Origin of the sequence: Peribacillus aracenensis (assembly GCF_025175645.1) — a bacterium.
In the GTDB taxonomy this organism is placed as follows: domain Bacteria; phylum Bacillota; class Bacilli; order Bacillales; family DSM-1321; genus Peribacillus; species Peribacillus aracenensis.
Map to the genome: position 1 here is coordinate 23,501 of NZ_JANZMJ010000013.1, position 19,823 is coordinate 43,323.

Genomic DNA, 19,823 nt, shown 5'->3' on the forward strand with positions numbered 1-19,823 from the left:
CATTAAATAAAGGCAGCGGTATTTTTTACCGCTGCCTTTTAGTGCATGAAACCCCTTAATTGGTACATCTTAATGGTCAAAAGGAAGGGGATGCAACACCTATGAATTATATCCTGAAATTATTTCTTTCCATGGCGGGTTCCTTCATTATTATTTTGTTGGCTGTGGATGTCCAGAACATTCAAGTACCTGCAATGGTTCCCGAAGAGATCACACCGCTCCTGAAAAGTAAGGAAAATCAGAAAATCGCTTATTTGACATTCGATGACGGACCATCTTTGAATACCATGAAGATATTGGATATTTTGGACGGCTATCATGTTAAGGCCACATTTTTCGTTAAAGGGAATGAAGAACCATACGCAAAGGAAAGTTATCAGGAAATGGTTTCCCGGGGTCATGCGATTGCCCTTCATTCTTATACACATGATTATTCCATCGTTTATCGATCGACTGAGAGTTTCTTTCAAGATTTGAATAGGCTTGAAACCATGCTGCAAAAGGAGTATGGGATAAAAAGCCGTATAGTGCGCCTTCCTGGCGGCTCGAATAATCGTCTGCGGCATCAGGCTGCAACGAAGCCCATCATCAATGGAATCCTTCAACAACTAAAGGAAAAAGGGTATATTTACTTTGATTGGTCCATTGACTCGACAGATGGCTTCAGTCCGTCAATAAGTGAACAACAAATCATTACTGCCGTACAAAAAGGGACGAAAAATCAAAAGCATGTTAATATCTTATTGCATGATATCAATAGTATGAAGAATACAGTGAAAGCATTGCCTGATATAATTGAATTTCTAAAAAAAGAAGGGTATACCTTCGATACTATTGATGAGACAACCCCGAAATTGCAATTTAATTGATGAACACAATGTTTATCTATAGTAAATTAAGGTATAGGGTATTGAGATTACAATGCGAAAGGATTTATCGTTTCTATGATGCCATCATTGTTTTTATCACATGGAACACCGCTATTAGCTTTGGAAAAGAATGGATACACTTCTTTTTTGAAGGATTATATGCAAACTATGAAGAAACCTGCTGCCATCGTAATTTTGTCAGCACATTGGGAAAGTGAAGATCAAATGATTTCAGCAGTAGGGAAGCATGAAGTCATTTATGATTTTGCAGGGTATCCTGAAGAAATATTTCAGATTACTTATCCAGCCAGGGGATGCCTTGAGCTGTCAGATCGAATTTTAACCTTATTGTCCAGGATAGGTGTATTGGGGGAACTTGATGAAAGGCGCCCCCTGGATCATGGATCATGGGGGCTTTTGCATATCATGTATCCCGAAGCTGACATCCCGACCGTATCTATGTCCATTAGTCCTGAACTGCCATTGGACAAGCAGTATGAAATTGGGAAAACATTGAGGGAATTAAAGGAAAGTAATGTCCTTATTATCGGGAGTGGTGGAATTGTCCATAATTTCTCCCAAATACAGGAGGATATGCATGTTGCAGAAGGGTGGGCAATCGAGTTTGAGAACTGGGTCGAAGAAAAAATCATGAATTGGGATTTGCAAACCTTGTTTGAGTATGAAAAAATCGCCCCATACAGTACAGAGGCTGTGCCCTCCAAAGAGCATTTCATTCCATTGGTCATCGCAATGGGGTCAGGGGATGACAAAAAAAAGGCAACTCTACTGCATAGGAGCTTTCAATATGGCAATCTGAGTTTATCAGCTTGGAAGTTTGATTGAGCTGAAAGGGCTTTCAGACTAGTTAAATTTACCTGAAAAATAATCATTATACAAAAATACAAAAATCTTTTTTTAGCGAAAAAAAGACTTAAATGAGCAAAAAAGTCAATTAAAAGCGTATTTTGACGAATTAAACAGAAATATAGTTGCAAAAAGGTTGCATAAAGTAGTTTAACCTTTGGATATTTCGACAAAAACATGTTAATATAACATCTGAAAACGTTTTATCCTTTAAAATTTTATTATTCAATGACCAAAGTTATTTATTGTATATCTTATATATATCATATATTTGGGGAAAATTTAGAAGAAAGAAATTTGGGGATGGATAAAACGTAATGAAAAAAATTATGAGAAAAATTTGGGGGTTTACAAAATGACCATCAATGATTCTAAGGTATTAGACCACTGGAAAGCTTTTTCAGGTCCAAACCTTGGGTATGTCATGGAGCAATACGATCTATTTCTAGCCAACCCGGAAGAAGTGGATCCGGAACTGAAAAACTTTTTTGAAGTAGCAGGTCCTCCTTCATTCGATGTATCGGCAGAAACAACGACTGGAAGTGCACCAACTGTACAAGCTGGAGAAGTTCTTCCGATGAAGAAAATTATGTCTGCAGTAAAGTTAGCTGAAAATATCCGTGCATACGGACATCTTGCTGCAAATATTTATCCTTTAAAAGAAGAAGCTCTGGACACTGAACAAATTCACTTTGAAAAATATGGCTTGACTGCAGATGATTTAAGGAAAATACCGGCTGACTTTATTTGCCCGGAATCACCTGAAGACGTGAAAGACGGATACGAAGCCGTACAATACCTAAAACAACTCTATACAAAAACGATAGCCTTTGAATTTCACCATGTTAATGACTTGGATGAAAAGCAATGGCTTACTGATATGGTCGAATCCGGAAACATGTTCCCGGAAGTGACTAAAGAGAAAAGGGAACTATTACTTAAACGATTGAATGAAGTCGAAGGTTTCGAGAAATTCCTACACCGCACATATGTAGGGCAAAAACGTTTCTCTATTGAAGGACTGGATGCTTTGGTTCCGATTTTAGATGAAATGATTTCACAAACTGTTCAAAGCGGTACTGGGAATGTGAATATTGCCATGGCTCACCGAGGACGTTTGAATGTTCTAGCACATGTATTAGGAAAGCCATATGAGGTCATCTTCTCTGAATTCCAACATTCACCGAATAAAGATTTGGTTCCTTCCGAAGGTTCAACAGGCATTAACAATGGATGGACCGGTGATGTTAAATACCATTTAGGTCTGGATAAACAGATAACTAAATCAAATATACAAAAAGCAAGGATTACACTTGCCAATAACCCAAGTCACTTGGAAGTAGTCGGTCCAATCGTGGAAGGGTATTCTCGTGCGGCACAAGAAGACCGTTCAGAAAAAGGATTCCCGGTTCAAGACATTTCCAAATCTCTTGCAATCCTGATTCATGGTGATGCAGCATTCCCAGGTGAAGGAATTGTACCTGAAACGTTTAACTTAAGCCGTTTACGCGGTTATCAAGTTGGCGGCGCCATCCATATCATCGCCAATAACATGATCGGTTTTACAACGGAAAGTGAAGATTCACGTTCTACCCTATATGCTAGTGATTTGGCCAAAGGCTTTGAAGTGCCTATCGTGCATGTGAATGCAGATGATCCGGAAGCATGTATGGCTGCTGTGAACCTTGCTAACCTATATCGTGAAAAATACAACAAGGATTTCTTGATCGACCTGATCGGTTACAGACGTTTCGGCCATAACGAAATGGATGAGCCATTGGTGACTCAACCTGAAATGTATGCATTAATTCATAAGCACCAAACCGTTAAAGAGCTTTATGGAAAAAAACTGATTCAATCCGGTGAGTTCACTGAAGCTGAAGTTAAAGCGATTGCTGAGCAAGTGGATACAAGGCTTGCAGATGCATATGCGAAAATTTCCGGAAATAAACCGGAAGCTTCTAAAGAATGTAATCCTCCTGGGATTATTGAAAAAGGACTTCCAGCCATTGATACGTCAGTTCCTAAACAAGAACTTGTTACAATTAACGAAGAACTTGTTAAGTGGCCGGAAGGATTCACTCCTAATAAAAAGTTAGGAAAGATCTTATCACGTCGCTTGGATTCCTTTGGTGCTGACGGAAAAATTGATTGGGCTCATGCTGAGACATTGGCATTCGCATCCATATTAAGTGACGGCACTCCAATTCGTTTGACAGGACAAGATTCAGAGCGCGGAACATTCGCACAACGCAATATCATGTTACATGATAGTGTTAACGGAAAAACATATTCACCGCTTCACACACTGGAAACTGCCAAAGCATCATTCGCTGTTCATAACAGCCCGCTTACTGAAACGGCAGTTCTGGCTTATGAATATGGTTATAATGTATTTGCACCTGAGACACTTGTATTATGGGAAGGACAATTCGGTGACTTCGCTAATACAGCACAAGTGATCTTTGACCAATTCATCGCGGCAGGCCGTGCAAAATGGGGTCAAAAATCAGGTCTTGTCATGCTGCTTCCACACGGTTATGAAGGACAAGGACCAGAGCACTCAAGTGCCCGCCTGGAGCGTTTCCTTCAATTAGCGGCTGAAAACAACTGGACAGTTGCCAACTTAAGTTCGGCAGCTCAATACTTCCATATCCTTAGAAGACAAGCGAAGATTTTGGATCAAGAGCAAGTACGTCCGCTTGTCATCATGACACCGAAGAGTATGCTTCGTAATCAAGTGATGGCTTCTACAGCAGAAGAATTCAGTGAAGGCTCTTTTGAATCATTCGTAGAAACCAAAGCTTTGGGCAAAAAACCTAAATCGGTTGAACGCATTGTTTTTGCATCAGGTAAATTGGCGGTTGAACTTCGTGAAAAAGCGGCAACTGAAAAAAATACAGATTGGTTGCAAATCATCAGTATCGAAGAAATTTATCCATTCCCATTCACTGGAGTTCAAGAAGCCCTGAAAAAATATACAAATCTTAAAGAAATCTTCTGGGCTCAAGAAGAACCTAAAAACATGGGTGCTTGGACATTTGTTGAACCTCGCCTAAATGCTGCGGCTCCTGGCAATCTTTCAGTAACATATATAGGAAGGAAGCGCAGATCAAGCCCGGCTGAGGGAGATCCACTTGTCCATAAAAATGAACAACAACGGATTATGACTCAAGCAATTACACGCAATAATGAGGGGGAGAAATAAAATGGCTGAAGTAAAAGTACCTGAATTAGCAGAATCAATTTCTGAAGGATCTATTGCGCAATGGTTAAAACAACCCGGTGATCACGTTGAAAAAGGAGAATATGTCCTTGAACTTGAAACGGATAAAGTGAACGTAGAAATCATTTCAGATTATACTGGTACACTTTCGGAACATTTAGCAGAAGAAGGCGATACTGTCCAAGTTGGACAGGCTATCGCCATCGTTGATGAAAATGGATCAGCTGCAGCAGCTCCAAAAGAGGAAGCTCCTAAGGTTGAAGAAGCTAAAGCAGAACCAGCTAAGGCTGAACAAGCGGCTCCTGCTCAAGAAGCTCCTAAAGCAGAAGCAAAAGAAGCATCATCCACTCAACAAGTTATTGCATCGCCAGCTGCAAGGAAATTGGCTCGCGAAAAAGGAATTGACTTGACTCAAGTGCCTGTAGCCGATCCACTGGGTCGCGTACGTGTACAAGACGTAGAAGCAGCAAGCAATGCACCTGCAGCACCAGCAGCAGCTCCTAAACAAGCCCCTGCAGCTAAAAAGGCAGCAGCTCCTGTTGAAGTGAATGATAACCGCATTGAAGTGGTTAAGATGACACGCCGTCGTCAAACCATTGCCAAACGTCTAGTTCAAGTACAATCCGAAGCAGCCATGCTTACTACTTTTAACGAAGTCGATCTTTCTGCAGTCATGGAATTGCGTAGCCGCCATAAGGATTCTTTCGTGAAAACAAATGATGTTAAACTTGGTTTCATGTCATTCTTCACTAAAGCGGTCATTGGCGCATTGAAAAAATATCCATTATTGAATGCTGAAATCCAAGGCGACCATATCCTGAAAAAGAACTTTTATGATATCGGTGTTGCTGTATCCACTGATGAAGGTCTTGTCGTTCCGGTAGTAAGGGATGCTGACCGCAAAAGCTTTGCTGAAATCGAGAAGAACATTTCGGATTTAGCTGTTAAAGCGCGTAACAACAAACTCGGACTTTCAGATTTATCAGGTGGTACTTTTACTATCACAAACGGTGGGACTTTCGGTTCCCTATTATCTACACCAATCTTGAATGCCCCTCAAGTTGGGATCTTGGGCATGCATACAATCAAGACTCGTCCAATCGCTGTTGGAGATCAAATCGAAAACAGACCGATGATGTACCTTGCATTATCTTATGATCACCGTATCGTTGATGGAAAAGAAGCTGTTGGTTTCTTAGTAGCCATCAAAGATATGCTGGAAGATCCAGAACAACTTTTACTTCAAGGCTAATAAAATAAATACGAACCCCCATGTCATCATGACATGGGGGGTTTTTTTGCGTGAAGAACGGAAAGGATATTTTCATAGAAAAGAAGATGATGGTATTGAAGAAAGGTCATCTCTAACTATATGAATGTTTTTGGAGGTAATCTTGAATGAATTTGGTTACTTTTAAACGTTTTTGATTGATTATTGCTTCATTTTCATATATGATGATGATATTAAAGTGAGGTGGGCGAATTGTTGACAACTGAAAGGCACCAGATCATTTTATCGATCCTTAAAGAACAAGGAACGGTAAAGCTGCAAGAGCTTGTAGATCAGTTACAAGCCTCGGAGTCGACCATTCGGAGAGATTTAGTGCAACTTGAAGAAATGAAGCACTTGAAACGCGTGCATGGTGGGGCTTCTTTACTTCAGAGAAAAGGCCTTGAACCAACAACTATGGAAAAGCAATACAAAGCAAGAGCTGAAAAACAACTTATAGCAAAGCTGGCGGTTTCATTCATAGAGAAAAATGATTGTATATATCTTGATGCAGGCACGACAACTGCGGAAATGATTCCTTATTTAAAGGATAAAAATATAACGGTGCTGACGAATGGCCTTATGCATATACCAAAACTCATAGAATTGGAAATCAAAACAGTGTTAGTGGGCGGGACGATAAAATTTTCGACAAATGCTGTTATTGGAAGTAATGCTGTACAGTTTCTGAATGAATACCGTTTTGATAAATGTTTCTTGGGAATGAACGGAATCCATCAAGATCTGGGTTTCACAACACCCGACCCGGAAGAAGCTCTACTGAAGAAGATGGCATTACGCCTCTCTAACGAGTCCTACGTGCTTGCTGACAGTTCAAAACTGAATGAAGCTACTTTCGCTAAGGTGGCAGATGTAAGCGATGCCATAATCCTTACTGACAGCAATGATGAAGAGGCAATTGCCCAACTCCATAAAAATCCAAAAATAAAGGTCGTGACCATTTAATGATTTATACAGTGACACTAAACCCATCCATCGATTACCTGGTCGAGGTGGAGAGTTTTCAAATGGGCAAGGTGAATCGAACCAGTTATGATGTAAAATTCCCAGGAGGGAAGGGGATCAATGTTTCCAGAGTGCTAAAAAGGCTCGGAAATAGTACGACAGCGTTAGGATTCATCGGTGGACAAACTGGTGAATTTGTAAAAAGGTTTTTAAGACAAGAAGAAATTTTCACGGACTTTACAGAAATAGCTGGAGATACAAGAATAAACGTTAAATTGAAAACAGGGCTGGAGACTGAAATAAATAGTCAAGGGCCAATCATTTCAAAAGGGAATTATCAACAATTAATTAGTCAGATCGAACAGTTGAATAATAATGATATCCTCATTTTGTCAGGAAGCATCCCTCCAAGCGTTCCTTCTGATGTATACGAAGCCATGGCAAGGTCTTGTTCCCATAACGGCATTAAAGTGGTGGTGGATACGAGTGGTAAGGAATTACTGGATGTCCTTCCACACCGGCCATTTTTAATAAAGCCCAATCATCATGAACTGGGTGAGCTTTTTTCAACCGAAATAAGAACGGTTGATGATGCTAGGGAATATGGCGCTAAATTGGTTGAAGCAGGAGCACAAAACGTTATTGTATCAATGGCGGGACAAGGGGCCGTGCTATGCTCCGGCAGAGAGTCATATTCCGCAAATGTTCCAAAAGGGAACGTCATCAATTCAGTGGGTGCCGGTGATTCCATGGTCGCAGGTTTCATTGGGACATATGAACGTACAGGGGATATTCTATCTGCATTCCGCTTCAGTCTTGCAGCAGGAAGTGCTACAGCCTTTTCATCCGATCTTGGTACATTGGATAAAATTGAAGAGTTATTACCGCAAATTTCCATCAATCATCTAACAGGAGGCTGACTCTATGAAAATTACAGACTTGTTAAAATTGGATACAATCATCATCAATCTGCAAAGCGTTACAAAGCAAGCAGTCATTGACGAACTATCAGGAAAGCTAGCCGAGGCAGACAGGTTAAACGATGTGGAGGGTTTCAAAGCTGCCATCTTAAAACGTGAAGAGCAAAGCACAACAGGGATTGGTGAAGGGATAGCCATACCACACGCAAAAACAAGTGCTGTAAGGGTACCTGCCATCTGCTTCGGCAAATCTGTCAGTGGTGTGGATTATGAATCGCTTGATGGGCAGCCGGCTCATTTGTTCTTTATGATTGCAGCAAGTGAAGGAGCGAATGCAGATCACTTGGAAACCCTTTCCCGGCTTTCTTCATTACTGATGGATGATAAATTCAGAGCCCGATTGATTTCTGCTGCTTCTGGTGAGGAAGTGTTGGAGATAATCAATCAAAAAGAAATGGAAGCCGATGAAGAAGAAATGGAAGAGCAGCAATCAAGTAAGGCTGCAAGCGGTAAAAATAAAGGGGGTAAAATCCTAGCCGTTACAGCTTGTCCTACAGGAATTGCCCATACTTATATGGCTGCCGATGCGTTAAAGGCTAAAGCTAAGGAAATGGGAATCGATTTCAAAGTCGAAACAAATGGTTCCACAGGAATCAAAAATGGTTTAACCGCTGCAGAAATTGATGAGGCGGATGCGATTATCGTTGCAGCTGATAAGCAGGTGGAAATGAATCGTTTTAACGGGAAACATGTCATTATTGTCCCAGTGGCGCATGGAATCCGGAAGACCGAGGAGCTGTTAACCAGAGCCTTGAATCAGGACGCCCCTATTTACAACGGAACAGGAAACGATAAAAGTGATGAAGGGGATTCAGCAAAAGGAGGATTGGGGATTTACAAGCACTTAATGAATGGCGTAAGTAATATGCTTCCATTTGTCGTCGGAGGCGGAATCTTGATTGCGCTTTCTTTCTTTTTTGGAATCGAGGCAGCCGATCCGGCAAATCCGGATTATAATCCCATTGCCAAAGCATTAAGTGATATTGGTGGGGGAAATGGTGCCTTCTTCTTACTTGTCCCTGTCCTGGCTGGATTCATTGCTTCAAGTATTGCCGACCGTCCGGGTTTTGCTCCTGGTATGGTAGGGGGATTATTGGCAGCACAGGCTAATGCCGGTTTTCTTGGCGGACTGATCGCCGGTTTCCTTGCAGGTTATGTCGTCTTATTTTTAAGAAAATTGTTTTCCAGATTACCGCAAACACTCGATGGCATTAAACCGGTTTTACTCTATCCTGTATTCGGTATGTTAATTACAGGGTTTATCATGTTATTTCTCATAAATGAACCAGTAACCGCAATAAACATGGGCTTGACCAATTGGTTGCAAGGTTTATCTGGTACGAACGCAATATTCCTTGGCTTGATTCTAGGGGGGATGATGGCTGTAGATATGGGTGGCCCCCTAAACAAGGCTGCTTTCACATTTGGGCTAGCCGCCATTGAAGCTCAGAGTTTCGGACCGCATGCTGCTGTAATGGCTGGTGGAATGGTTCCTCCTCTAGGGATTGCCTTGGCCACTACATTCTTTAAAAGCAAATTCACTGAAATGGAAAGGAAATCAGGATTCACTAATTATTTCATGGGTGCTTCGTTCATTACAGAAGGAGCGATCCCTTTTGCGGCAGCGGATCCATTGCGTGTTATCGTCAGCAGTGTTGTCGGTGCAGCGACAGCGGGAGCACTGTCAATGGCTTTTAACGTGACTCTCCCTGCACCACATGGTGGAATATTTGTCATCCCACTTGTCAATCACCCATTTTTCTATTTGTTGGCCATATTAATAGGATCCCTCATCACCGCCTTACTATTGGGATTCTCGAAAAAGAAACAGATATAAAAAAACGGAAAGAAAGCGGATCTAAATACAGAGGGGCCGCTTTCAGTTTATAGACAAAAAGGTTACGGAATGGCATCATTCCGTAACCTTTTTCAATTTTATTGGATGGAAGCAGTTATAAATAGAGGATCTAAGATGACTATCATGCGTACCTACTGTTGCGCATGAAACGTATAGGCAAACTGATTTGTTCTCTTGCACATAGTAGCTGCTCTCAGGAACAGTTGAACTTTCCTTAATCTCCTAGTTTTCTTCCTAGATAAACTTATCTGGTGGAAAGGGCTTCTTTACACTGTTTTTGAGATCTTGATTTATTTCTTCTTGAATGTGTCCTTGATGGTAAGTGTTTCCCTATGATAGATGTTTCACTATATCTAATAATTAAAACCAACTCAATTGTAGAAACAGTCCAACTATTAGTATCCGTCGTTGTTAACTTGATGGGCATGTGGTAGGACCTCGAAAAGTCATTCTGTCAGGATATCTATCGGATAACTAATAGTAATACAATATTTTCCTGAACATATACCATTTCCAGTTCCAGATGGACACGTCAATCTAACCATAACCAGATCACTGTATGTTCGGGAGATAGTATTGAGAGGAGGGATATCAAATGTATCAGTAAACCCAGATGAATCAGTAACAGAAACGGTGAGATTTCCTGAACATCCATCTGAATAAAATACACTTACCGTACCTGATGGAGAAACTTCTTCCGTATTCCATACTGTAAAGTTTGAAGAACCACATGGGAGATTAAAATTGCCGCAAAATTCATTGGTTGTTAGGAACAATTCAGGCTTAGGGGCAGGGGGTTTTGGAGGAAACAAGGATGGGCAACCTTTAGGAGGCAGGGAAGATGGACAATCCTTCTTTGTCCATTCAGAGTATGAGTAATTCATCTTTACTTATCCTTCCTTTCTTGTTTAAACACTTTATGTTTGGTTGAAAAAGCTATCTTAAAGGCCGACCGTACTCATTATATTAAAAAATCCAGCTTTTTTTTATTATATTTTATGTAAAGTAATGTACATTGATTGGGCCAAGTGCTTTTTATAGTAGGTCTAGGCTTTTCATATATGACATAACAGCAGACAAAAATTCAGTCTAGAATTAAAAAAGGTGTTCCATTCTTTTATGAAAGTTAATGAAAAAGCATATTTTATTTGGAATAGACAAACATACAGCCCTAATGTGTGGGGGTGTATATACTATCAATGTGAAAAATAGTTAATTATATAAACTAGGCAAATATTGTATCTAACCTCTACGGCACATTTAAAGATAACTTGATACAAGGTTTTAGCTTTTTATTTTACAAGAAATTAACCAGATACTACCATTTAAAGAATAGGAGAGTGTTACATGTGCAATTCAAATAGTTGTTGTCCTTCTGCAGAAATTTTTAAAGAGGAATTTTGCGGGAATTTTGCCGGACCATTAGCTGCCGAAGTAGTATGGAGTGCGCCGGCTGGTAGTTATATAGCTGGAACTTTTCAACTTTTCAACGCCAATTCCAGTACAGGTATTGTTACTGCGGCAGGGAACGCAATTCCACTAATAGCCTTATCTGCTACTCCAGGGAATACGGATACTCAATCTGTTAACAATCCGACTTCCTTTACGATTACCGCAGCTGCGGGTGACAGCGGGACATACTGTATCACGTTGTACAAGCGTGTGTTAGCGTAAAGGTAAGCCTATCTTATATTCCAGACTCCGTGTCTTTATCTTCTCCTGATTGTAGCCGTTTCACAGAAAAGGAGGATACGATTATTCTTCCAGTTTTTCCTCCTTTATAGTCAAGGATCTTTTTTCTCCTACTTTATGGGGGTTTAACGGGATATACGATTATAGGATGGGGGGGAACCATAAAATAAGAAAGGAGATATAAAATGGTTAATTCTAAAAGATGTAATCGGGCTTGTTGCCCTCCCCGTCAAATTATCCAAGAGGAATTTTGCGGGAATTTTACCGGACCATTAGCTGCCGAAGTAGTATGGAGTGCGTTGACTGGTAGTTATGTTTCGGGAACGTTTCAGATTTTCAACTCCGCTTCCAGTTCCGGTACTGTAACGGCAGCAGGAACAGCAACCCCTGCTATTGATTTAAATGCTGACCCAGGGAATACGGATACTCAATCCGTTAACAATCCGACTTCGTTTACGATTACCGCAGCTGAGGGTGACAGTGGAACTTACTGCATTACTCTCTTTCGCAATCTTTCCCACGTGCCAACTCCACCTATTCCTTCTTGCCGTTTTCTTGTTTACGTTACAAATGCTGGTCAACCAGTTAGTGGTCAAAATGATACAGTATCCGTCATTGATACGGGGACAAATACGGTTACTGCTACTATTAACGTGGGAGATGCTCCTCTTGAAATAGCCGTTACACCGGATGGGACGCGAGCTTACGTACCAAATTTCTTTTCTGACACGGTATCGGTTATTGATACCGTGTCAGATACGGTGATTGCAACCATTAATGTGGGAGAGGGACCACTTGGTGTAGCGATCACGCCGGATGGGTCAACTGCTTATGTGTCAAATCATGGATTTGTCTCACCGATGGTTGACACGGTGTCGGTTATAGATACGGCAACGAATACGGTGATTGCTACGATTACCGTCGGGGACGGCCCTCAAGGAATCGCTTTTACGCCAGATGGAACCATTGCTTACGTAGCAAATGAATTGGACGATACGGTATCGGTCATTGATACGGCGTCGAACACGGTGATTGATACCATTAACGTAGGGGACCGCCCTAGATCGATCGTCATATTGCCGGATGGGACAAGAGCTTATGTCACAAATCAAGGTGATAACACGGTATCGGTCATTGATACGGCGTCGAACACGGTGATCGATACCATTAACGTAGGGATCGCTCCTGTGGGAACAGACATCACACCGGATGGGACCCGTGTTTATATTGTAAATAAAGGAAGTAACACGGTGTCGGTTATAGATACGACAACGAATACGGTAATTAATACCATTGCCGTGGGACAATCACCTGATCAAGTAGCCATTTTGCCTGATGGGACCCGTGCTTATGTCACAAATCAAGGTGATGATACGGTATCGGTCATTGATACGACAACGAATATAGTAATTGATACTGTTGCCGCTGGGGAAGCTCCAACTGGTATAGCAAGCGGAACAATCTGCGAATAATTGCTACAGATATAAGAGAATAATGACCTCGGTAGAATATAAGATTCCAAGAAAAACACTGGTGACTAGGACGGGAATGGTTTTTACGGTGAATGTATAATTAGGGGATGACAATCTATGCAGGATTGGTCATTCTCCTTTTTTATTTGGGCATAGAAAAAGAGCTTATATGCTTCATTGTGTTCACTTTCAAAAAAGCCTTTTTCTGTTTCGGCAATTTGTTCTAGTTACTCATTCATTTGCTTCATTTCCTTGTGAAGCTCCTCATTTTCTTTTTGAAACGCCTTAAGTTGTTCAAACAGCTTATTATCCCTATTCTTAGTAGAGTCCTCTAAATTTGATACGAACGCCGCAGTTCGTTTAAGAAGAAAATTTTAAAATCACCTTTTAACATCTCTAAACAGCAAAAAAGATTGCAAACCTGTAAAAGAAACAATACTTAAAAACACCATCATTCCAAAATCCAGTTCTTTAAAATGATCCCGTATCAAATAAATTGAAAGTATTGCAAAAAGTGTTGGAATAAGTTTACCTGCCTTACCAAAAATATCAGTAAAAAAATACTTTCCATTGACCCCATTACCAGACCACTTAAAAGAAATAAATAAAAAAACATAAGAAAACTCGAATACTCTCGATTTTAATCAAGTTTGTCTTCAGTCTGAAAGCGCCTCTAATTACAGCGGGTACGCTTTTCTTATATCCAATCCAAAACTCCAATCCGGTTGCCGAAAGGGTGATAAAAAAATACTGTTCGCTTCAGGAAACCTTGCGTCACTTTAAAAGATATATGATCAATTATTAAATGTGGCTAGAAGCCAATAGCCTATCTGATTTTCAACTACAAGAGCTGGATGTGACTTTTCGCGCAGCCCTCAATTAATCGATCTGGAATCAAACCATACTCTCCCTTAATGCTGCAGGTTTGTCTTTTAAATGGAATTTCCGTGAACTACTTCATCAATCGGTCCACTTTATATGCAGGAGTGGCTAATTGGAAATGTTGACTTAAAATCATCCCTCATTCCTTATAGATCCAATATGAAAACAAGATAATTATAAAAAGGTTTGTTAATCTTAATATCGACTGGTTTATTAAAGCATGAACCTTTATGTTTATGGGTAAAGGAATATAAAAACGAACAAACAAAAGGAGTGAAGGTATATGCTGAAGAAAAATACCTTAAAAACGACGAAGAGGGATGATATGATTGATGTCACGACAGAAGTACAGGCGTTCATCAAGGAAAATGGGATTCAAGAGGGAGTAGCTCTTATATATTGTCCACATACGACAGCAGGGATTACGATTAATGAAAATGCTGATCCCGATGTCAAAAAGGATATGTTAAGAAGACTGGATGAGCAATACCCATGGAATCATGCATTGGATTTACATATGGAAGGAAACACGGCAGCCCATTTGAAATCAAGTGCGGTTGGTTCTTCACAGCAGGTGATCATCCATAAAGGGAGTTTGATCCTTGGTACCTGGCAAGGTGTATATTTTTGTGAATTCGATGGTCCAAGAGAAAGGCAATATTTTATTAAATTATGTGTCGACAGGTAAAATGGAAAGTACGGCAAGGTTGAATTGGGAGGAAGCGGATTGGACGATGTTTGGATTGAAGGAAGTAAAGTAATATTGAGGAATGTTAAACAAACCGATTTAAAACGTTTATGGAGCCTGAAATATGGAGAAGCAGATCCAGAATGGAAAAAGTGGGATGCACCTTATCATCCTCTTGAACTCATTGATTTCCAAACGTATATCGATAAAGAAACGAAATATAGAACCTATGATGAAAAAGTGGGGGCTTACTCTGAGCTATTAATGGAAAAGAACGATCAAATAATAGGATCTGTTGTATATTACTGGGAACATGAAGCTTCACGTTGGCTTGAAATCGGAATTACGATATTTGAGCCCAAGTATTGGAATGGAGGTTATGGAACTGAAGCGTTAAGGTTATTCATAGGCTATTTATTCGAAAAAATGGAGATTGAGCGGGTGGGTCTGACGACATGGTCAGGTAATGAACGCATGATCGCAGTAGGAGAAAAGGTAGGTATGCAAGTAGAGGGAAGGATGAGGAAATGCCGTTATCTTGATGGTTATTATTATGATTCAATCAGAATGGGAATGCTACGGGAAGAATGGGAATCATTAAAATTTCGAAGTTAATAGACCCCCGTGAAAATTTTTCCTTCATTTCCTTGGAAAAAACTTAGCACTGTTTTCTCCCATATGGTCTGTTATCCTTGGAAGATGCTTAACGAGGAGGTTACAGGATGAAATTATCAGTTATAATAACCGTGATAATGACTCTAAGTGTCATCATACTTGGGATAGCTTTTCCTAAGGGAACGACCAGTAAAGCTTCTGATGGAGCAACCAAACATGTCATTAAACAAGGTGAATCGATATGGGATATTGCGAAGCAGTACGGTGTTCCTATCGGAAAGTTAAAAGAAGTCAATAATAATGTAAATAATGTTGCCGAGCCAGGTAAAACATTAATTATTCCACATGTAATGAATGAAAAAGATAAAGAATTATTAGCAAGGCTTGTGCATGCAGAAGCTAAAGGGGAGCCATACAGAGGTAAGGTCGAGGTGGCAGGAGTCGTTTTGAATCGCCTTGATAGCGATGAATTTCCTGATACGGTACGGGAAGTGATTTATCAAAAAAACCAATTCTCGCCTGTTGGTGACGGCAGTATAAATAAACCAGCAGGAGATGATGCCAAGAAAGCTGTAAATGAAGCATTGGCGATTCATGGCTATACAAATGATGCCTTGTATTTTTGGAATCCTAGTATTTCAGACAGTGAATGGATGAAGCAATTACAGGTAATAAAAATTATCGGCGGCCATCATTTTGCCATATAAACTACATCTCAAGAACCGGCTTTCCAAATGGGAGGCCGGTTTTTTAATTTTTGAAACCTTCCGTTAAACGATATCAGCCCACATCTCGCGGGGGTTCAATTCATAAATGCTGTTTTCACGGTACATGATGCTTCCGATAATGAGTTCACGCCTTATTGTTGCATAATCCTCATGGAAAGACTGGATGAATTCATTCAATTCTTTTTCTGGATATTTACGTCCCTTTTCCAAAAGGCTGGCTATATGATGAAGAACGATCATTTTCTTTTTTCTTTGTGCAGGTATGGTTTTTAGCCTACCATCTGGCATCAAAAAGTTTTCAAGGATCTTTTTGTGTTCTAAATTCAGCTTTTGATTATCCATTTTATTGGAATCCCCCTTAGATGAAACGAGTTTAGGTAATGCTGACGAATAATGCTTCAGGACATCTTCATTCAAAAAATAATATACCGTATTTTTTTCCCTTCGATCCTTCACTAAATTAATGTCCTTCAATTTAGTTAAATGGTGCGAGATGGTCGGTGCCGTCAATTTTAATATTCCGGCAAGTGCTTGTCCGTGTTTTGGACCATTTGCCAGGATGGATATAATTCTAATCCTTGTTACATCACCAATCGTTTTATGGAATGCGACCAATTTTTCTAATTGCACTTTTACCCCTCCATTAATTAGATTATCATCTAATTAGATAATAATCTAATTAATGGGTTATAATCAAGTTAATATTCACTTTTCTATATTGCTTGGAAGATCTGTTGTATACTTTGGTTGGATACTAAAAAATTAATTCGGAACTAAGGAGCTGTAACATGGCCAATACACATGTTTATACAAAAAAAGAAGAAGTGGTCAATGCGATAACCCACGGTGTCGGCGTTTTGTTAAGTATTGCAGCACTTGTGTTTTTAATCATGTTCTCAGCCCAAACAGGATCGCCTTTGCATATAGTCATTGCAGTCATTTATGGTGTCTCCATGCTACTTTTATACGTCTCTTCCACATTAGTGCATAGTTTTCCTGAGGGCAAAACAAAGGATATATTCGAAATCTTTGATCATTCAGCCATATATATATTCATTGCAGGAACATACACGCCCATCATGCTTCTTGTGATCCAAGGGTCACTGGGCTGGACACTGCTGGGTATAATTTGGGGAGTTGCCATAATTGGGGTCGTCTTTAAAGCCTTCTATGTGAAAAGGTTCCTCTTCCTTTCGACGATTCTCTATATTGCAATGGGGTGGATGATCGTTATCGTTTGGGGACCACTTACAGCAACGATGCCTTCAGCTGGTATCCAGTTACTGATTGCAGGTGGGTTGCTTTATACGTTTGGCGCCATATTTTATGTTTGGCGCGGTTTTCCGTTTCATCACGCGGTTTGGCATGTATTCGTGCTGGGGGGATCTGTCACACACTTTTTTGCGGTATTGTTTTATGTCCTTCCACTATGATCATTTGGCAGATTTGATGTATGTGAGGGATTCTGAAGTTTTAATTGACCTTTATTAGGAAATAGATAAGGTATAAGACTAAAGGAGAAAAAACTAATGAGAAGATCAATCAAAACATTATCAGTGCTGTTTGCCGCTATGCTTGTTTTGGCTGGATGCGGCGAAGAAAACGATGAGGTGAAAAACCCGCCGGTTCAGGAGAATGAAAATCAAGCTGAAAATAATCCTGAAACAGGAACGGATAATAATGAAAAACTGCCATTCACTTATAAGGATTTTCAATTGGAAGTGGATTATACAGGCAATGATAACGAATACGAAGCTGAATATGATACAATGGGTGCTCAAACAGAAGCTTCGATCGAGGACAAACTTAACAAACATGAAGTTTACGGTGATGAAGCAATGAAAGAATTGACCCCGATTCTGGAAAAATTGACATTCACCAAAGATTCATCAGAGGAGGAAGTCATTCAAGAAGTGACAAAAGCTTTTAATCTGAAGGATGACTATCAAGAATTTGATTTAGAGGTCGTTTTCGAAGATGGTACGAAAAAAGAATATAAAGTGAATAATAAGTAACTAAATCCGTTACTTATACTTCCTAAAGTTATAAAATGTCAGTAAGTTCATGGTGTATCCTCAAGAGTTGTCAAATGACTGTTACTATAGTAAAATGATTACGGTTAGCAAAGGGGATCATATACATTTGCTATTCATATTCGGACTTATGGGGATAGGACCGCAATAATTACTTGTAAAAAAGATTCTTATTTAAGAGTCTTTTTTTGTGCAAGTGTTCGGGAAGTTGAATATAAATGAAAAGGGGCTACCGTAAGCGGTACCCCTCTTTCATTTACCCATCATTGGGAAAGTGATGCATTTTTTTTGGGCAGCATATTAGCCGAGGCTAACCTTGAACGGATTGTGATGCCAAGCCATGATGCAAGGAATGCCTTTAAAACGCCTCCGATTATAAATGGAGCAAAACCGCTGGCAAATGCCACTGGCCAAGATAATGAACTCATATATTTTAACCAAACCGTACCGATGACCAAAGTAATTATCATCCCGATTGTATTTGCAAGGAAAGCCATTGCAACTGTGAAACGGGTTTTTTCCAATATCAGACCCGTTATATATACTGTCGGGATATAGGATAATAAATAACCGCCTGTCGGACCGAATATCTTAGCTAATCCTCCAGACATTTCAGCGAATACCGGCACTCCCGCTGCCCCTATGAACAAGTATAATAAAACGGAAGAAGTTCCATAACGCGAACCGAGAATCGTTGCTGCCAGTCCAATTGCTAGAGTTTGACCTGTAATCGGTACTAAGGGCAGTGGAATTGTGAATTGGGCAAATATTCCTATAAGTGCTGCAAATAAAGCTGTAACCATCATCATTCTTAACTTCTCATGACGTTCCTTCATTGTGCTTCCTCCTAATGTAAACCTATTCGTATGACGAGTTAACATATAAAGAATTTTAATATGTTAACTAAACACTGTCAATGATATTATGGATTTTAATTCATTAATGATTTATTAGACGACAATGTTTGAAAGTGAAGAAAAAGGAAAATTCAAAACTTGGAAAATAAATGAAACTTTTTTAATGCATCATTCGTATGAATGGTAGGCAAGTAAATGGAGGGGGTCATAACAAAGAATATCAATGTTGGGAAAACGCTTATCCCAGGTCCTTAAAATAGTAAGCGGCTTGGAAAAAATCGAATTTAAAGGATGAAAGAGATGGAGTTATTTGGGGTTCCATTAGAAACAGTCTATTTATATGGATTAATTATATTCGGGGGGCTAACATTCTTATTTATCTTGTTTAACGATTTATTTTCCGGCCTTGAATTACCGGATATATTTAATCCTACCCTCATTTTTAGCTTTTTGACCGTGTTTTTTGCGAGTGGGTTTTTGCTTGAATCGCTTTCAGGACTTCATGCTGGGGTGATTGCCGGCATTTCCCTGATCATTTCATTTACCATCGTCACTTTACTGAATGTATTTGTTTTGATTCCCATCTCATCAGCGGAAGAAAGTTTGACATTTCATGATAATGATCTGAGAGGGAGGGTCGGCAGGGTTCTGACATCAATCCCGGTTGACGGGTTTGGGGAAGTCTTGATTGAAAGCATCAGTGGAAGCATCGCGAAAACTGCGGCCAGTTATAAGAATGAAGGAATTGTTTCGGATTCAAAGGTCTTGATCATCGAAGTTAAAAACGGGGTTGTCTATGTTATGCCCCACCAGGATTAAA

At 39.9% G+C, this 19,823-nt stretch carries 17 protein-coding genes and 2 pseudogenes; 15 read left to right on the top strand and 4 right to left on the bottom strand.

The features are described 5' to 3' along the window. Window positions 1-101 precede the first annotated feature (101 nt). From N0M92_RS14290 to N0M92_RS14320, 7 genes are all read left to right on the top strand, one after another. Window positions 102-869, top strand: a complete 768-nt coding sequence (locus N0M92_RS14290; RefSeq protein ID WP_260286388.1) for a polysaccharide deacetylase family protein — start codon at window positions 102-104, stop codon at window positions 867-869. 75 nt (window positions 870-944) lie between these two features. Next, window positions 945-1,715, top strand: coding sequence for a dioxygenase family protein (locus N0M92_RS14295; protein ID WP_260286389.1), 771 nt, complete (start codon window positions 945-947; stop codon window positions 1,713-1,715). A gap of 376 nt (window positions 1,716-2,091) precedes the next feature. Next, on the top strand, window positions 2,092-4,944 hold the full coding sequence (locus N0M92_RS14300) for a 2-oxoglutarate dehydrogenase E1 component (RefSeq protein WP_260286390.1): 2,853 nt from the start codon (window positions 2,092-2,094) through the stop codon (window positions 4,942-4,944). 1 nt (window position 4,945) lies between these two features. After that, a complete protein-coding gene (gene odhB, locus N0M92_RS14305; RefSeq protein ID WP_260286391.1) occupies window positions 4,946-6,214 on the top strand; it encodes a 2-oxoglutarate dehydrogenase complex dihydrolipoyllysine-residue succinyltransferase in 1,269 nt (422 codons plus the stop codon). A gap of 231 nt (window positions 6,215-6,445) precedes the next feature. After that, window positions 6,446-7,198 (top strand): DeoR/GlpR family DNA-binding transcription regulator, encoded by a 753-nt coding sequence (locus N0M92_RS14310; RefSeq protein ID WP_260286392.1) that lies wholly within the window; start codon window positions 6,446-6,448, stop codon window positions 7,196-7,198. Next, window positions 7,198-8,118, top strand: a complete 921-nt coding sequence (gene pfkB / locus N0M92_RS14315) for a 1-phosphofructokinase (RefSeq protein ID WP_260286393.1) — start codon at window positions 7,198-7,200, stop codon at window positions 8,116-8,118. Before N0M92_RS14310 ends, pfkB begins: the two co-directional genes overlap by 1 nt. 4 nt (window positions 8,119-8,122) lie before the next feature. Further along, window positions 8,123-10,015 carry a PTS fructose transporter subunit IIABC gene (locus N0M92_RS14320; protein WP_260286394.1) on the top strand — a complete coding sequence of 631 codons (1,893 nt, stop codon included), beginning with the start codon at window positions 8,123-8,125 and terminating at the stop codon, window positions 10,013-10,015. A 161-nt stretch (window positions 10,016-10,176) separates the two neighbouring features. Here N0M92_RS14320 and N0M92_RS29595 read toward each other — a convergent pair. After that, window positions 10,177-10,354 (bottom strand): annotated as a pseudogene (locus tag N0M92_RS29595) (IS5/IS1182 family transposase); the annotation flags it as partial. Window positions 10,355-10,482: 128 nt separating this feature from the next. Next, on the bottom strand, window positions 10,483-10,920 hold the full coding sequence (locus tag N0M92_RS14325) for a DUF3992 domain-containing protein (protein ID WP_260286395.1): 438 nt from the start codon (window positions 10,918-10,920) through the stop codon (window positions 10,483-10,485). Window positions 10,921-11,383: 463 nt separating this feature from the next. Here N0M92_RS14325 and N0M92_RS14330 point away from each other — a divergent pair, with 463 nt between their 5' ends. The 5 genes and pseudogenes from N0M92_RS14330 (at window position 11,384) to N0M92_RS14350 (ending at window position 16,092) form a co-directional block, all read left to right on the top strand. Continuing rightward, window positions 11,384-11,710: an S-Ena type endospore appendage gene (locus tag N0M92_RS14330; RefSeq protein ID WP_260286396.1), complete on the top strand. Its 327-nt coding sequence runs from the start codon at window positions 11,384-11,386 to the stop codon at window positions 11,708-11,710. Between the two features lie 542 nt (window positions 11,711-12,252). Then, a pseudogene (locus N0M92_RS14335) lies at window positions 12,253-13,200 on the top strand (beta-propeller fold lactonase family protein); the annotation flags it as partial. Window positions 13,201-14,365: 1,165 nt separating this feature from the next. Next, complete coding sequence (locus N0M92_RS14340; protein WP_260286397.1) at window positions 14,366-14,770, top strand: secondary thiamine-phosphate synthase enzyme YjbQ; 405 nt, start codon at window positions 14,366-14,368, stop codon at window positions 14,768-14,770. Window positions 14,771-14,809: 39 nt separating this feature from the next. Further along, window positions 14,810-15,385, top strand: coding sequence for a GNAT family N-acetyltransferase (locus N0M92_RS14345; RefSeq protein WP_260286398.1), 576 nt, complete (start codon window positions 14,810-14,812; stop codon window positions 15,383-15,385). A 107-nt stretch (window positions 15,386-15,492) separates the two neighbouring features. After that, window positions 15,493-16,092 carry a cell wall hydrolase gene (locus N0M92_RS14350; protein WP_228467434.1) on the top strand — a complete coding sequence of 200 codons (600 nt, stop codon included), beginning with the start codon at window positions 15,493-15,495 and terminating at the stop codon, window positions 16,090-16,092. 63 nt (window positions 16,093-16,155) lie between these two features. On the opposite strand, the gene N0M92_RS14355 is transcribed toward N0M92_RS14350, so the two are convergent. Next, window positions 16,156-16,743 carry a DUF2087 domain-containing protein gene (locus N0M92_RS14355; RefSeq protein ID WP_260286399.1) on the bottom strand — a complete coding sequence of 196 codons (588 nt, stop codon included), beginning with the start codon at window positions 16,741-16,743 and terminating at the stop codon, window positions 16,156-16,158. 158 nt (window positions 16,744-16,901) lie between these two features. On the opposite strand from N0M92_RS14355, the gene trhA reads away from it, so the two are divergent. Continuing rightward, the gene (gene trhA / locus N0M92_RS14360) at window positions 16,902-17,546 is read left to right on the top strand and encodes a PAQR family membrane homeostasis protein TrhA (protein WP_260286400.1); all 645 of its coding nucleotides are present in this window, start codon (window positions 16,902-16,904) and stop codon (window positions 17,544-17,546) included. Window positions 17,547-17,642: 96 nt separating this feature from the next. Beyond that, window positions 17,643-18,128 carry a YusW family protein gene (locus tag N0M92_RS14365; protein ID WP_260286401.1) on the top strand — a complete coding sequence of 162 codons (486 nt, stop codon included), beginning with the start codon at window positions 17,643-17,645 and terminating at the stop codon, window positions 18,126-18,128. Between the two features lie 281 nt (window positions 18,129-18,409). Here N0M92_RS14365 and N0M92_RS14370 read toward each other — a convergent pair whose 3' ends face one another. After that, window positions 18,410-18,982, bottom strand: a complete 573-nt coding sequence (locus N0M92_RS14370; protein ID WP_260286402.1) for a biotin transporter BioY — start codon at window positions 18,980-18,982, stop codon at window positions 18,410-18,412. 321 nt (window positions 18,983-19,303) lie between these two features. Here N0M92_RS14370 and N0M92_RS14375 point away from each other — a divergent pair, with 321 nt between their 5' ends. Next, window positions 19,304-19,822, top strand: coding sequence for a hypothetical protein (locus tag N0M92_RS14375; protein WP_260286403.1), 519 nt, complete (start codon window positions 19,304-19,306; stop codon window positions 19,820-19,822). Window position 19,823 lies beyond the last annotated feature (1 nt).